This window comes from Sulfuricurvum sp. (assembly GCF_030691015.1).
In the GTDB taxonomy this organism is placed as follows: domain Bacteria; phylum Campylobacterota; class Campylobacteria; order Campylobacterales; family Sulfurimonadaceae; genus Sulfuricurvum.
This window is the reverse complement of the sequence record NZ_JAUYFF010000010.1, coordinates 76,916-92,260: the sequence shown is the minus strand read 5'-3', so window position 1 is coordinate 92,260 and position 15,345 is coordinate 76,916. Positions and strand designations below refer to the sequence as shown.

14 protein-coding genes are annotated in these 15,345 nt (G+C 44.3%); 8 read left to right on the top strand and 6 right to left on the bottom strand.

All coding sequences use genetic code 11. The features are described 5' to 3' along the window. Positions 1–10: 10 nt before the first annotated feature. On the bottom strand, positions 11–403 hold the full coding sequence (locus tag Q8O20_RS07840) for a hypothetical protein (protein ID WP_305530716.1): 393 nt from the start codon (positions 401–403) through the stop codon (positions 11–13). A 158-nt stretch (positions 404–561) separates the two neighbouring features. Between Q8O20_RS07840 and Q8O20_RS07835 the strand changes: the two genes are divergently transcribed. From Q8O20_RS07835 to Q8O20_RS07810, 6 genes are all read left to right on the top strand, one after another. After that, positions 562–1,035 carry a type IV pilin protein gene (locus Q8O20_RS07835; protein ID WP_305530715.1) on the top strand — a complete coding sequence of 158 codons (474 nt, stop codon included), beginning with the start codon at positions 562–564 and terminating at the stop codon, positions 1,033–1,035. 111 nt (positions 1,036–1,146) lie between these two features. Then, the gene (locus tag Q8O20_RS07830) at positions 1,147–1,629 is read left to right on the top strand and encodes a type II secretion system protein (RefSeq protein ID WP_305530714.1); all 483 of its coding nucleotides are present in this window, start codon (positions 1,147–1,149) and stop codon (positions 1,627–1,629) included. Between the two features lie 8 nt (positions 1,630–1,637). Next, a complete protein-coding gene (locus tag Q8O20_RS07825) occupies positions 1,638–3,503 on the top strand; it encodes a primosomal protein N' (RefSeq protein WP_305530713.1) in 1,866 nt (621 codons plus the stop codon). Between the two features lie 18 nt (positions 3,504–3,521). Next, positions 3,522–4,583 (top strand): flavodoxin-dependent (E)-4-hydroxy-3-methylbut-2-enyl-diphosphate synthase, encoded by a 1,062-nt coding sequence (ispG, locus tag Q8O20_RS07820; RefSeq protein ID WP_305530712.1) that lies wholly within the window; start codon positions 3,522–3,524, stop codon positions 4,581–4,583. Beyond that, on the top strand, positions 4,584–6,032 hold the full coding sequence (locus Q8O20_RS07815; protein WP_304739823.1) for a replicative DNA helicase: 1,449 nt from the start codon (positions 4,584–4,586) through the stop codon (positions 6,030–6,032). Then, entirely contained in the window at positions 6,032–7,294 is a 1,263-nt protein-coding gene (locus Q8O20_RS07810; RefSeq protein WP_305530711.1) for a ComEC/Rec2 family competence protein, read from the top strand. The genes Q8O20_RS07815 and Q8O20_RS07810 overlap by 1 nt, the downstream gene beginning before the upstream one ends. Here the strand turns inward: Q8O20_RS07810 and Q8O20_RS07805 are convergent. Genes Q8O20_RS07805 through Q8O20_RS07795 form a run of 3 tightly spaced genes read right to left on the bottom strand, consistent with a single transcriptional unit; the run spans position 7,241 to position 10,236 of the window. Further along, positions 7,241–8,050 carry a YihY/virulence factor BrkB family protein gene (locus tag Q8O20_RS07805; RefSeq protein WP_305530710.1) on the bottom strand — a complete coding sequence of 270 codons (810 nt, stop codon included), beginning with the start codon at positions 8,048–8,050 and terminating at the stop codon, positions 7,241–7,243. The two genes, Q8O20_RS07810 and Q8O20_RS07805, sit on opposite strands and share 54 nt — an antisense overlap. Beyond that, positions 8,051–9,436, bottom strand: a complete 1,386-nt coding sequence (locus Q8O20_RS07800; protein ID WP_305530709.1) for an FAD-linked oxidase C-terminal domain-containing protein — start codon at positions 9,434–9,436, stop codon at positions 8,051–8,053. It abuts the gene before it with no gap. Positions 9,437–9,438: 2 nt separating this feature from the next. Continuing rightward, positions 9,439–10,236, bottom strand: a complete 798-nt coding sequence (locus Q8O20_RS07795; protein ID WP_305530708.1) for a plasminogen-binding N-terminal domain-containing protein — start codon at positions 10,234–10,236, stop codon at positions 9,439–9,441. A gap of 121 nt (positions 10,237–10,357) precedes the next feature. Between Q8O20_RS07795 and Q8O20_RS07790 the strand changes: the two genes are divergently transcribed. Both Q8O20_RS07790 and Q8O20_RS07785 read left to right on the top strand, forming a co-directional pair. Continuing rightward, the gene (locus tag Q8O20_RS07790) at positions 10,358–11,551 is read left to right on the top strand and encodes a peptidoglycan DD-metalloendopeptidase family protein (RefSeq protein ID WP_305530707.1); all 1,194 of its coding nucleotides are present in this window, start codon (positions 10,358–10,360) and stop codon (positions 11,549–11,551) included. Between the two features lie 9 nt (positions 11,552–11,560). Beyond that, on the top strand, positions 11,561–12,118 hold the full coding sequence (locus Q8O20_RS07785) for an NUDIX hydrolase (protein WP_305530823.1): 558 nt from the start codon (positions 11,561–11,563) through the stop codon (positions 12,116–12,118). A gap of 39 nt (positions 12,119–12,157) precedes the next feature. On the opposite strand, the gene Q8O20_RS07780 is transcribed toward Q8O20_RS07785, so the two are convergent. Then, positions 12,158–14,158, bottom strand: coding sequence for a TonB-dependent receptor (locus tag Q8O20_RS07780; RefSeq protein ID WP_305530706.1), 2,001 nt, complete (start codon positions 14,156–14,158; stop codon positions 12,158–12,160). A gap of 162 nt (positions 14,159–14,320) precedes the next feature. Further along, positions 14,321–15,334 carry an agmatine/peptidylarginine deiminase gene (locus tag Q8O20_RS07775; protein WP_305530705.1) on the bottom strand — a complete coding sequence of 338 codons (1,014 nt, stop codon included), beginning with the start codon at positions 15,332–15,334 and terminating at the stop codon, positions 14,321–14,323. Positions 15,335–15,345: the final 11 nt, after the last annotated feature.

Genomic DNA, 15,345 nt, shown 5'->3' with positions numbered 1-15,345 from the left:
AACTAGATATTTATTTGAATTGTGAGGCTAATTCCGTCAAAATTTTGGGCGCAAGTACTTCACTTCCATTGTATTTTTGGAGTTTTACACCGACGTTACTCATACTTTTAGCGGTATTTTTACACGCCATTTTCACAACGAGATAATCACAGTCTTCGATTGCGTCTGCCATCGTGTCATGTGCTTTGATATGTTCAATATCACCCGCATCATGATCACAGGTGTGATGCTCGTCGTGATCGTGATGATCATCTCCGGCAGCTTTAGGATTGAGGCGAAGCCCTTCTAATGTAAAGCTTTTAAACATTCCGCCTGTGAGGTTAAATACAGCGAAATAAGGGGTGTGTCCGGCATTTCCGGCCATTTTCAGACTTTCATCCATTACAGGTACGGCAATCTTCATTTGTTCTCCTTGAATTTGTCAAAATTATGCCATACTCTCCTTGAAACGGCCGTACGAAATTATAGTTTATGAGTTTAATCAGATTATAAGACAAACCCATTCATAATGACAGTAGGGTTACAAGAGTAATCACTATTAAAAACTTCAAGGAGTAAACCATGAAACGTTCAGGTTTTACTATGATCGAATTAATTTTCGTTATCGTTATTTTGGGTATTTTGGCAGCAGTTGCGATTCCAAAACTTGCAGCAACACGTGATGATGCGAAAGCAACCGTAAAAGGACAAGAAATTACCGGTCTTATTACAGAATTGGGTACTTATTATACGGCGCACGGTACGCTCGCTGCTCAAATTAGTGAAATTACTAATGTTAAAACGAAAGAAGCTGGAACGGTTACTTTGGCTAATAATGGTACTTTGACTATTCAAGATACTTCTTCAACTCCGCAAGATTGTGTCACTATTACTACGACGAACGTTGATGATGGGAATATTACCATTACTGGTGGTGGAACGAGTGGCGAGTGTAGTGGAATGAGAAGAATCGTAGCTTCTTCACTTAAAATGAAAGATCTTAATGCAACTCCTGTAAAAGTAAATTTCGGCGGTGATTCAAATTTAACCTACTAAGTTAAGTATTCATCTTTCTTGTTCTCACTCTCCTGAGTGGGAATGCAAAATTGATTTGATTTTTGAGATTGTAGGACAATCGTAAAAATCAGGACAATTAGGATTATAATTATGAAACGTTTTGCTTTTACCATGATTGAACTTGTATTTGTTATCGTGGTATTGGGTATACTTGCGGCTATAGCCATACCGAAATTCGCTGCTACTCGTGATGATGCACAGTTAGTAAGAGGTCGTAGTGATGTAGCCGCCATACGTGCAGCGATTGTGAGTGAACGGCAAACCCGTTTATTGCAAGGAAGTACTCGATATATCAATCAACTTCATAGCGGTGTTGCCGGTGATAAATCTATCCTATTCGATAACAATGGAACAGCAAAAAATGCTCTTTTACAATATGGTATCGCAACACAGAATAGTTCTGAAGGTCATTGGGATAATACGGTAGCGAAAGTAAATGGGAATTGGCGTTATATTTTTCATGTGATGGGCACTGATATCAACTTTGATTACAATAGTACGAGTGGTAGATTCGGATGTGACAATGTCGGTAATACTAAGTCAGAAAGTCTTTGTAGAAAGTTGATTGACTAATAATAGCAGTGTTTTTTTATCAAATTGCTCTTCTAGGCTCCCCTCTAGATTCCCTTACCTATCATTCACAAACTCCCCTTGTTATAGGGAGTGAAGTTGAAGTAACCCTCTCTAACCGTAGTATGCGTGGAGTTATTATCGCGCAATGCGAAGAACCCGCTTTTACGACACAGCCGATAGGTGAAATAAGCGATCTGTTTTATTCCGATACCCAAATTCAGAATGCGCAGTTTATGGCGGAGTATTATGGGTGTTCATTGGGAGAAGCACTAAACTTATTTGTTCCCTATCAATGTCATTGCGGACTCGATCCGCAATCTGAGATCCCGAATCTAGTTCGGGATGACAAAATTTCTCTCAATATCACCCTCTCATCTGCACAAGCTCAAGCCCTCGACTTTATCCGCGCTCATAACGTATCACTGTTATTCGGGGATACGGGGGCGGGGAAGAGCGAAATCTATATGTCCCGTATGGATGAAATACTCAGTGAGGGGAAGCGGTGTTTATTGCTTCTTCCTGAAATCTCGCTAACCCCTCAAATGGAGACGCGATTTAAAAATCATTTCGGTGAATCAGTAGTGCTATGGCATTCGAAAATGACTCCGAAACAAAAAAAAGTGACGTTGGAAAAAATCTATAACGGTTCGGCTCATATTATTGTAGGCCCCCGTTCGGCACTCTTTTTACCGATTCGGGATTTGGGACTGATTGTTGTGGATGAAGAGCATGATGAGAGTTATAAATCCTCTTCCCGTCCCCGCTACAATGCACGGGATATGGCAGTCTATGTCGGCACGCTACTGAAAATCCCCGTTGTGCTAGGGAGTGCTACCCCCTCGCTGACGAGCTATGCAAAATATCCGTTTTTTCGACTTCGCGGGGGATATTTTGAATCCAAACGGACGTTTGTGTTTGAACCCTCATTGGAAGCGTTAACCCCTTCAATCGATGGTGCGGTGATGGAAAATTTTGCTTCTGCACATCAGGGGATCGTATTTATACCGACCCGAGCTAATTTCAAATACACGGTGTGCGAGTCATGCGGGTACCATGTGGAGTGTCCGTTTTGCAGTGTCGGAATGAGCCAACATAAAAACTCACGCGCCCTGAAATGTCACTACTGCAACTACACTGAAGTAGTGCCGAAAGTGTGTCCGAAATGTCAAAGCGGCGCACTTCGTACCGCAAGGCTCGGAACGGCTGAGGCGGTAGAGCATTTCGGAAAACTGAGTGAGAATCTGCGTGTACAGCAGTTTGACCGTGACATCATTACGACGCAAAATAAGCTGATTAAAGTACTCGAAGCGTTTAATAAACACGAGATCGATTTACTGGTGGGGACGCAGATGCTCTCTAAGGGGCATGATTATCACGATATCACCCTCGCAGTCGTGATGGGGATCGATAATCTCCTCTCCCAAAGCGATTACCGTGCACGGGAGAAGGCATTATCGCTTCTGGTGCAGATTGCGGGGCGAAGCGGACGAAAGCAAGATGCTCTCGTTTTAGTACAGAGTTTTAATGAGTCATTTTTTCGCGATTATCTTGATGATTATGAGAAATTTTTGATCGATGAGATGCGAATACGATCGGGGCGCTATCCCCCGAGTAAAAAGCTCTCACGGCTTCTTTATGCCCATAAAAACGGCATGAAAGCAAAAGGTGAAATGGAGAGGGCACTGCAGCAAATCGAGCAGATGGCTAATGTACAAATTGTCGGATACGGGGCTTCTCCTATTGAGAAGATCGCCGATAAATATAGGTTCCAAATTTTATTGCGAAGCGATAAAAGTACCGATCTTATCCGTGCGATAAAGCATGTTAAATCACCGCTTTGCGAGATCGATATGGATCCTATCGAGTTCACGTAATTGTGGTATAATCGCCCAATGATAACACGCTATCCAACCAAACAGATTTTTGTCGGAAATGTCGCCATCGGCGGAGATGCACCCATCTCAGTGCAGTCGATGACCTATTCGCGCACAGCAGACGTAAACGCTACGGTTGAACAGATCAATCGTCTCCATTTCGCCGGATGCGATATCGTCCGTGTTGCCGTTCCTGATGAGGAAGACGCACGTGCCCTTAAAGCGATCAAAGAGCAGATTTCCCTTCCCCTCGTTGCCGATATCCATTTTAACTATAAGCTCGCGCTCATTGCGGCGGAAGTGGCGGATTGTATCCGATTTAATCCCGGAAATATCGGGGAGAAATCACGGATTCGCGAAATCGTAAAAGCGTGCCAAGAGCGTAATATTCCGATACGGATCGGGGTTAATGCGGGGAGTTTGGAAAAAGAGTTTGAACAGCGTTACGGTGCAACTGCTGAGGGGATGGTGGCCTCTGCCGAGTACAACATCAAATACCTCGAAGATCTGGGATTTACCGATATTAAAGTCTCTCTCAAAGCAAGTGACGTTCAGCGCACCGTCGAAGCGTATCGCCTTCTCCGTCCAAAAAATAACTATCCGTTTCATTTGGGTGTGACCGAGGCGGGAACGATTTTTCATGCGACGATCAAAAGTGCTATCGGATTGGGAACGTTGTTACTGGAGGGTATCGGCGATACGATGCGGGTCTCTATCACGGGGGAACTCGAAGAGGAGATCAAAGTAGGTCGTGCCATCCTCAAAGACAGCGGTGTTGCCAAAGAGGGCCCGAATATTATCTCCTGCCCGACGTGTGGACGGATAGAGGCTGATTTGGTCTCTGCGGTAGCGGTGATCGAAGAGCGGACAAAACATATCAAAAAGCCACTTGACCTCTCGGTGATGGGATGTGTCGTTAATGCTATCGGAGAAGCGAAGCATGCGGATGTAGCTATCGCCTACGGTAAAGGCTCGGGATTGGTAATGGTGCGCGGCGAAGTCGTTGCACGCCTTGATGAAGATAAACTCGTCGATCGTTTTGTCGAAGAGGTGGAAAAAATGGCTAAGGAAGAGGACTAAATGGAAGAATCGTTATACAATTTAGCATTTGAGCGCTCCGTCCTCAGCTCCATCATTTTTGATCCGGCTCAGTTTGATGAATTTGATGCGGTTTTAACTCCTGAGGATTTTTACCTTTCGGCACATCAGGAGATATACCGCTCTATGATGAGCTTAGCCCATCGGGATCTCCCAATCGATGAAGAGTTTCTTCGTAAAGAACTGACCTCAAAAGCTAAATTCGATGAGCGGGTGATGGTCGATATTCTTACCGCCAATCCGATCGCCAATACTAAAGCGTACGTTCAAGAGATCAAAGACAAAGCGATAAAGCGTCATCTCATCACCCTTACAACTGAGATCAAGCGGGTAGCTCTCGAAGAAGAACTCAGTGGAAGCGATGTTGTCGATTTGGTTGAACAAAAGCTTTATGAAATTACTCAGAACTCTCAAGCAACCGATTTCAAAGATGCCCCCTCCATCGCCGATGAGACGTTAGCGTATATTGAAGAGATGAAAGCACGGGGCGATTCCGTCCTCGTCGGTGTTGATACGGGATATGCCGAACTGAACAAAATGACGACCGGATTCGGTAAAGGGGATTTGGTCATTATCGCCGCCCGTCCTGCAATGGGGAAAACCTCGTTTGCCCTCAATATGGTTCAAAATCTTCTTGATAAAGGGAAGGGGGTTGCTTTTTTCTCACTGGAGATGCCGGCAGAGCAACTCATGTTGCGTCTTTTGAGTGTCCAAACCTCGATCCAGCTACAGCGTCTTCGTGTCGGGGATATGAATCCTCAGGAGTACAAACAGCTAAACGATGCGGTCGATAAGATGCGCCGATCCAAGCTCTTCGTGGACGATCACGGCTCCATCAATATCCATCAGCTCCGTTCCAAACTCCGTAAACTCAAAAGCCGTCATCCTGAGATCGAAGTCGCCGTTATCGACTACCTCCAAATCATGAATGGGACGGGGGGAAAAGATCGTCACCTTGAAGTGAGTGAGATTTCGCGTGGGCTTAAAATGTTGGCGCGTGAACTCGGAATCCCTATCGTCGCCCTCTCTCAGCTCAACCGTGGTCTCGAATCACGCTCCGATAAGCGTCCGATGCTCAGCGATATCCGTGAATCAGGGTCGATTGAGCAGGATGCCGATATCATCCTCTTCGTCTACCGTAATGACGTTTACCTCTACAAAGAGGAAAAAGAGCGGGAGAAAGAGGCGATAAGCGCGGGAAAAGAGTTTATCTCCAAATATGTCGAGAAAGAGGAAGAGGAAGCCGAGATCATTATCGGTAAACAGCGTAACGGTCCTACGGGGCATGTCAAACTGATGTTCCAGAAAAAATTCACCCGCTTTGTCGATAAACCGACATTCGGTGCCGCGCAGATCGTTTATGAGAGTATCGATATGAAAAGTGCGACGATGAACGTTAATGATGAAACGGTATCGATGCCGATTATCTGATGAATAAACTGGAGCGTGTCGATCTTTTTGATTACAAAAGCGGCTCGCTCTTTTTTCTCTTTCTCCTTTTTATCGCCTCCTTTTCCCTTTCGTATGAATACTATCAATTTACTGAACTCAAAACCTTTGATGATCCGCTTATACGAGCCGAAGTGATCGATCAAGAGGTGCGGCTGATCGGTGATGTGCCTAAGACCTCTATGAAACTTCGGCTCGAAAACGGCGCTAGTGTTCGAGCCGCGATGAGCCCTTATCTGCGCGATCTGAGGGGACGGGATGTTCAAGTGGAACTTCAGGTAGCGAAAGTGACCTTTTTAGATTTTTTAAAAGGGATGCACACGCGCGGCACTATCATCGAAGTGTATCCCTCCTTGAGTCTTAAAGAGCAATGGTATCGTCGTATCGCATCCGTCCATGAAGATCAATGGATGAGGGAGCTTTATGGAGCATTGTTTGTGGCCACCCCGATGTCGCAGGAATTTCAGGCATTAGTCGGTGCAATGGGGCTTAGTCATATCCTCTCCATTAGCGGCTATCACTACGGAATTATTTCATTAATCGCCTATTTTATCCTCCGCCGCCCTTATGGGTGGTTACAAAACCGTTATTTCCCTTACCGCCACGGCAATCGTGATCTTTTCTTTATGGTTTTGGGACTACTCTTCTTATATCTATGGGCATTGGAATTTATTCCCCCCATGGTACGGGCGTTCGGGATGATTGCGGTGGGGTATTGGCTTTATGATCGGGGGATAAAGATTGTTTCACTGCAAACACTCTCGATTACCGTCGGTGTGCTGCTTGCTTTTTTCCCCACACTGTTTTTCTCTTTAGGGTTTTGGTTCTCCTCCTTCGGAGTCCTTTCGATCTTTATTTTTATCCGTTATTATGAGCATTGGAAGCCTTGGCAGATATTTTTGGCACTCCATATCTGGTGCTATTTGGTATTACTACCTATATCGCTTTCTATTTTTGGGACATTTGGATGGTGGCATATCGGCTCGATTCCTCTTGCATTGCTTTTTAATCTTTATTATCCGGCTGTATTAGTACTCCATGTTACGCCGTGGGGAGATTGGTTTGATCCCTATCTGCTCAAAATGTTTGAATCAGGAGATATGAATAAGGTCGTAATCCCTATGTGGATGGGAATATTTAGCGTTGTATTGGCTTTAGGGGCGATGTGGCGAAAAGAGGCTTTTTGGGTTTTAGGTGTTTTGGGAATGTTCACGCTGGGCAGCGCGGTTTATCAGATAGCATAGTTTCATTCCGTAGATGACGATAATCCATGATACATAGATCCATAAAAAGAAAAAGATAAGTGCGGAGAAAGAGCCGTACATCGTCGCGTAGGTTTTGTTGTAAAAGACATATTGGATGAAGCTGTTTTTTGCTAATCCCCAGACAACGGCAACAACAAAGGAACTGATTCCTGCTGCTTTCGTGGAAACTTCTGCGTTTACAGCAATTTTGTAAATCAGGAAAAAGATTCCCCAAAGGAGCAAAAAGGGGAAGATCGAAAAGGCTTTGAGTGCAAATCCGCTGACATGAGATTCCAAATAGGCTTTTAAACTCATTGAAGCAATAAGGACAATGGGGGTAAGACTGATGAGGGTCCAATAGGTGGTAATAGCATCCCAAATTCCCCGGTTTGAAACTTTAAAAATTTTACCGACAATATGTTCAAAGTTTTGAAAAAATAGAAGTGAAGAGATAATCATTGTGGTAAAACCGATTATTCCCAGTTGTACGGAATTTTGAAAAAAAGATTCAAGATACCCTGCAATAGCCGCCGTTTGTACCGGCATGATATTATCAAAAATAAAGATTTGGATTTTGGCGTATTGTTCTTCAAATACCGGAACGTTTGCGATGAGGCTAAGGGAGATAATCAAAAGAGGTACAACGGTAAATATGGTGTAAAAGCTCAGGCTCGAAGCATATACCGTAATTTCCTGATCAAACAGCATCAGGAAAAAAAGACGGATATGCCGAAGCGTTGCTTTAAGATTTAGCACTTATTCAAGCCCCATTTTTGAAGGGTTGAGGATATTATTCGGATCAAATGCCCGCTTTATAGATTGAAACAGTGCCATCTCTTCAGGGGTAAATGCCATCGACATATAAGGGGCTTTTGCCAACCCGATACCGTGTTCACCGCTCAACGTTCCGCCGAGATCAATAGTGGCTTGGAACACTTCACGAATCGCTTCGTAGCCGATTTTGACCTGCTCAGGATCTTTTCCATCCACCATGACATTGGTGTGGACATTTCCATCACCGGTGTGACCGAAGCATGGGATATTAATGTTGTATTTTTTGGCAATAGCATCAAATTTTTCAAGCAGTTCAGGAAGAGCGGAGCGAGGTACCGTGACATCTTCATTGATCTTTTTACTTCCATACACGGAGAGCGATTGGCTAGCATTGCGGCGTGCAAACCAAAGATCGCTTGCTTCTTGTTTATTCTGGGCGATTTTAAATTCGCTACAGCCGTTTTCTTGAAAGACTTTTTGGATTATTGAGAGTTGAAAATCGAGATCTTCTTCGAGATTACCGTCCACATCGGTAACCAATATAGCACCCGCTTCGGTCGGAAGCCCTTTATGATAGACCTGTTCTACGGAGCGGATAGTGAGGTTATCGAGAAATTCCATAGCTACGGGAGTGACGCCGCTGGCCATTGTTTTATAGACTGCTTCCATCGCTGTATGAACGGTTGGGAAAATACCCATTGCCGTTTTGGTCATTTTTGGTTTAGAGAGGAGTTTGAGGGTTACTTCGGTCGTAACGGCCAATGTCCCCTCAGACGCGATCAAAATCCCCGTGATGTTATAGCCCGCAACGTCTTTAATCGTCCGTTTGCCTGCTTTGATAATATCGCCGTTTGGGAGTACCGCCCGCATTGCCATAACGTAGTCTTTGGTAATACCGTACTTGGCCGCGCGCATACCGCCGGCATTTTCGTTAACGTTTCCACCGATAGTGGAGTACTCTTGGCTTGCCGGATCGGGCGGATAGAAAAGCCCCACCTCTTCAACGGCACGTTGGAGTTCCATATTGACGACACCCGGCTGGACGATAGCCACCATGTTTTGCATATCGATTTCGAGGATTTTATTCATATGTTTTTCGAACGCCAAGACGATCCCGCCGGATGAGGGGAGGGCTCCGCCGGTAAATCCGCTTCCCGCACCGCGAGGGACGATAACGATTCGGTGCTCGTTACAATATTTTAAGATATCGCTGACATCTTGTTCGTGACGTGGAAAAAGAACCGCTTCCGGCTCAAAACGCTCTCGTGTCGCATCGTAGCTGTAGGCAATGAGATGCGCTTTGTCGCTGTAGACGTTTTCTTGGCCGAGTAAGTTGGTAAAAAAGTCGATGGCACCGGATGCGAGCATCGTTATTCCTTCAGATCAAAATTGTGTAATAGTGCGCTTTTATCGCTAAATTTTGCTTTGTAGAGCTCATATAGTTCTTTGTTTTTTGAATTGTTTAAAGCGATCTCTTCAAGATAGTAAGGTTCATAGCTGTCCAAGCTGGAACTTCCCTCTCCCCACCATGCTCCTCGGATCGTTGGAATACGGGTGTAAAAAGGAGTTTGTTCTTTCTCTGATACCTTGGCAAATGAGGCAGTTTGGAGCACCGTAAAACTTTTGCAATCGAGGGTAAAAAGATGATTCGCACTTTGGATATAGAGCAACCCAACTGAATTGGCGGTGCAATAGCGTTTGAAATCATCGACTAGAGGGGTTTGATGCCCTTCATAGGAGAGAAATGTTGCATAGTTGTCGGGGTGAATCCATTCAACACCGGAGATACTTTTAGTAATAGCATCATAGGTATCATCATTCGGGGCGATTAAAAGAGCACGCTCATAATCATACGCTAATATGGCAATATCGGATGGTTTTGGTGTCCAGTTACCGTTGGGAAGAGCGTTTTGGCGTAGTCCGCTGTATTCGCTGAGCTGCAGTATGGCACGGTTGTTGGCAGGATTTGTCTTTTCGACTCGTGCATTGGCAATAATGGTACTGTGAGTGGCATCAAATTTTCGAACGATAAAACCGCTCATCCCCTCACGTAAATTCTCAGCTACTATCGTTGCGCGAGATTCTTTGATATCGAGTAAAGGAGCAGTGATGGAGGAAGCGTTTAAGACGCTACAAGCGATAAGAGTAATAATCCAGATGCGCATCATGGTAACCTTTTGGTAAAGTATATAGGAATGATTATAGCCAAACACCTCTTTGTAAATGGAATTTTTGCTATCATTTAAATCTTTTTCACTTTCGTAATGTGTATTTTGGTCAAGGATAGGAATGGGTCGTTTTTTTGCATTACTCTTATTGCCCCTTCTCCTTTTTGGCGGCACCGTTAAACATTTTAAATGGAAAGACGGTGAAAGTTTTCTTACCTTTTTAGAGCGCAAAAAACTCCCCTTAAGAGTCTATTACAACCTCGATAAAGAGGATCAAAAACTTACCGAAGATATCCCCTACAGCGCAAATTGCCAAATGGTCGTTGATAATAAAAATTTTATTCATCAAATTTTGATTCCGGTCAATGATGAACTGCAGCTTCAGATTTATCTTACTCCGAAACGACGGTATGAAACGAAAGTCATTCCGATCGTGAGTGAAGAGTATACGGAAACCCTTTATGTCCCTATTCAAACAATCCCTTATGATGATATTTTGAAAACAACCGGATCGAAAAATTTAGCCTCTATTTTTGTCAAAATGTTTAAAGGGAAGGTCGATTTTCGTAAAGGGCTCAAAAAAGGTGATCCTATCATTATGGTATACACACAAAAATATCGTTTGGGAAAACCGTTTTCAATGCCGGAAGTGCATGGGGCAATGGTTGAAATTAATGGAAAGCGTGTCCGCGTTTATCGCCACAGTGACGGTCGTTTTTACGATGAGAAAGGGGGACAGTATGAGAAGTTTTTGTTTAAACTTCCGATGCGTAATCCTCGTATAACCTCTCGATTTACAAAGAGCCGTTATCATCCGGTACTTCACCGTTATCGTGCCCATTTGGGGGTTGATTTCGGAGCGCGACCCGGAACCCCTATCCTCTCTACCGGAGAGGGACGTGTGAGCTTCGCCGGCTATTCAACCGGTTATGGAAAAACGATAAAAATACGTCATGACAATGGTCTTGTCAGTCTTTATGCTCATCAAAAAGCGTTTAAAAAAGGGATACATTCAGGGATGAAAGTAAAACAAGGTGAAATGATCGGATATGTCGGTAATACGGGACTCTCTTCCGGCCCGCATCTTCATTTTGGAATGTATCGTGGAAGTACGGCTATTGATCCGTTAGGTGTTATGAAGAAAAAAACCGAAGGCTTTAGCGGAAAAGAGCGTAGAACGTTTATTGCTATTCGGGATAAAATGGACAGAAAGTTTAGAAAAGCGCTTCAAGAGAAACCGTTACGTAAACCGTATTTTGATTTTCATGAAACCTATTATGTTGACTCTCAGACGTTTAAACCGAAACCTTTTTAAAGAGTAATGATGATTACCGATGTCACGATCGTACCGTGTGAAAACTCTGATTTTGTGAAACCGAAACGGATAAAATATTCCCAAACCGGTATTTCCAAAGTATGGGATATGGTGGACGTGCATGACAGTGTAGCAATCCTTTTGTACCATGAAGAGCATGAAGCGCTTGTTGTCGTTCGGCAGTTCCGTCCCCCTGTGTATCTTAAAAACAATGACGGTTATACCTATGAGTTGTGTGCCGGTATCATCGATAAAGATAAATCATTAGTTGAGATTGCTCACGAAGAGATACTTGAAGAGTGCGGATATCATGTTCCGCTGGAGAAGATAGAGCGAATAACCTCTTTTTATACGGCAGTAGGATTTGCAGGATCGGTACAGACCCTTTATTATGCTAGTGTGAATGAAATGATGCGTGTAAATGAGGGTGGCGGTGTAGGTGTCGAATCGATTGAAGTGATTGAGCTACCTGTGTGTGAAGCGAAAGCATTTTCAATGGATGAGACCAAAGCCAAAACACCGGGGTTAATGTTCGGCTTCGGATGGTTCTTAGAGAATAAATTGTAGTTCCCGCACTAATGCGGGAAATGACGAAACAGTTTGAGATTAGAATTTGTAACTAAGGGTAGTGTAGAAGTTGCGTCCCGGTTCGTTAAGAACAAGAGGTTGCGCTCCTTCCATAATTGTGGTTAGCCCGATATAGCTGTTGCTCACAGCATAGGTGCGATCAAAGAAGTTATTGATTCCTGCAGTTAGAGAGAAACCGTTACCCAGTTCAGTGCCGTATTTGAGATTGAGGATACCGTATCCGCCAATCGCCTGTTCACCATTGTTTACGTCATACGTTTGGTGTCTGGCGGCAATTAACTCGGCTTCAGCGTAGTTTTTTGAGTCATCAAACACAAGTGCTACACGTCCTTTAAGCGGCGGGATATCCGCGAGGTCTTTATCTGTTTGCGCTAGGGTTGCTAGAGAATCGAGTTGAGCAACATCTTTTTTGGTCCCTTTTTGGTAGGCAACACCCGATTCGATAGTCCACTCTTTATTAAGGGCGTAATCGGCCGTAATATCTCCACCGACAATACGGGCGTCAATGTTTGCAAATGAGGTAGTAGACCCAACTACTTTGTAGGCATAAATATAATCTTTTAAATCACTGTAGAACAGTGTCCCTTTGAGGTGTAAATTCCCAAGTGTATGTTCTATTCCCATATCAATTTCGCGGTTAATCGTCTCATTGAGGTTTGTATTGCCGGCTCCGGCAAAATAGAGTTCTCGTGCATCAGGGACACGAGAGGATTGTCCCGCACCGACGAAAAAGTTACCATTTGCGCTGTAGTGGTATCGTCCCAATACGTTGGCGCTGACATTCGTGTAATCGCGGTCTTTAGTCGTTGACATTCCGGTTAATGATTGATCCGCATCAATGGTAGTATCGTCATAGCGAAGACCTCCGCTTAGATCAAGCGAACCAAGTGTTTTGAGTGCTTTTGCATAGACACCGATATTCTCGGTATCGGCATCGGGGAGTTGGATTATCGTGTAAGGGTTAGCACGGGTCCCTTTGGTTCCGTTCCAATTACGCTTAGAGAGATCAAGACCGAATGTGATCTCCGTTTCGGCAATAGAGGCAGTGTTTTCGGCACGTACCCCTTTGATGGTTGCATCAACCAAAGAAACACTGGAGGCCATAAAGGCTCTAAAATCGTTCCCCATGTCATGCTCGACTTTCGAATGATAGGCTTCGATGCTCAGTTCATCCGAGTATTCTCCCAAAGCAAAGAGCTGATATTTGGCTTTGAACATGTCGGTATCATCTTTGAGGGCATCCATTCCGTAACGAGGATAGAGGACGTTATCAGCACGGTCACCGAAGTAGCTGAGGGTCAGCTTTTGATTATCACTGATATTTCCGACAATTTTTGCCCAGAAGTTTTCGCGTTCGTAGGCATCATCGTTTTTATGTGCCGTTGAATAACGCTGTACGGCCATTGACGCATTGTCTGCTTGTTGTGTTAAGGTTTTGCCGTCGCCGTCTTTATACTGGCCGCTGGTTTCACGGCTATATCCGATCAAAGCTTGAACAACATCATTACCCCCCTCTACCGTGGTAGAAATTTTACGATAATCATAGCTTCCAAGGGTTGCGGAAACTTCTGTGTGCAGACCTTTGGACGGGTCTTTCGTGACGACGTTAATCGCCCCTCCGAGGCTTCCGAACTGAGTAACGTCAAACGGACCTTCTTGCACTTCTACCTCTGCGATTTGGCTGGAAGAGACGTGCATCGCAGGAGGGTCCATACGATTTGGACATGCACCGCAGATTTTTGCATCGTCGATAGTCACATTAATATTATCTTTTTTGAAACCGCGTAATACAATATCGTTACCGATGGCACTGGTACGAACGTGGGTGATTTCCGGGAGCGAACCTGAGAGCATTTCTCCCAGATCGGATTGGCGAGAGAATTTGACCATCTCATCGGCAACGATGTTTTTACCATCAGCTTTAGGGGCAGAGGCTTCAACGGTGATTTTTTGGATAGTAACAGGTTCAGTGGCAAGTGCAGCAACAGCAGCCAACGAGAGGAGGCTAAATTTCTTCATACTTTTAATCCTTAAGTAAATATGAAGAATTGTAAGAAAGAAGTGTTACATTAGTGTTAAGTCGTTATACTTTTGTCCATGAAATTAAATATCAAACAAATAGTTTTAACCCTTATTTTACTAGCTGCATCGGGCTATTTCCTCTACTCGGGCTTTTCCCTTTTATTCCATCCGTAAGGATATATCTTCGGGAAACTGCATCGTTACGCAGTGGAGGGAACCGTGTTGACGGATAAGGACGGAGCAGTCGATAGGAATGACATCCCGACCATAAAATGCTTTTTTACAAATTTCTATGGCTTCGTTGTCATGCGGATCGTTGTAAATCGGTAACAAAACGGCATCATTGATGATTAAAAAGTTGGCATAGGTAGCAGGAAGACGCTCGTCCTCATAAAACGCTGGGGAACACATCGGTAGTGCGATGAGGTTAAACGGCTCATCATCGATGTCACGTAATGCTCTCAACTCTTCTTCCATTTTTTTAAGGGCATCGTAATGCTCATCCGTTTTATCGTCGCATTTGACATACATAATAGTGTCCGTATCAATAAAACGGGCGAGGGTATCGATATGGCTGTCGGTGTCATCACCCGCAAGATAGCCATGGTTTAGCCATAAAATCTGTTCTACACCGAAGTGTTTTTTGAGCTCTTTTTCCATCCCTTTTTTATCTAAATGAGGATTACGATTCGGATTAAGAAGGCACTCGGCTGTGGTAAGCAATGAGCCGTTTGCATTGGTTTCGACGCCGCCCCCCTCCAAGATAAGATTGACTTTTTCCATGGGTGCACCGTAGACGTTAGAGAGTGCCGAACTCATCGCATTATCACGCGTGGCATCAAACTTTCCGCCCCATCCGGTAAAAGTAAAGTCGAGCAGTAAAGGCTCATCTTCATCCTCGTCGATAACACTTAGCGCACTGCAATCACGCGCCCATGTGTCATCGCTTTGATAGGCTACGAAAATCAGATTCTCGTGAGAGTTAAAATAGCTTTTGACGAGATTCACATCGTCACACACAATGAGGCAGGGCTGATAGCGGGCAACAGAAGAGGCGATGTTGACAAAACATGCTCGCGCCTCTTCGAGATAGGGTGCCCAATCGCTTTGGGGATGGGGAAAAATGAGTTGTACAAAACTTTGAGGTTCAAATTCGGCGGGGAAATAACGCATTAACAATCCTT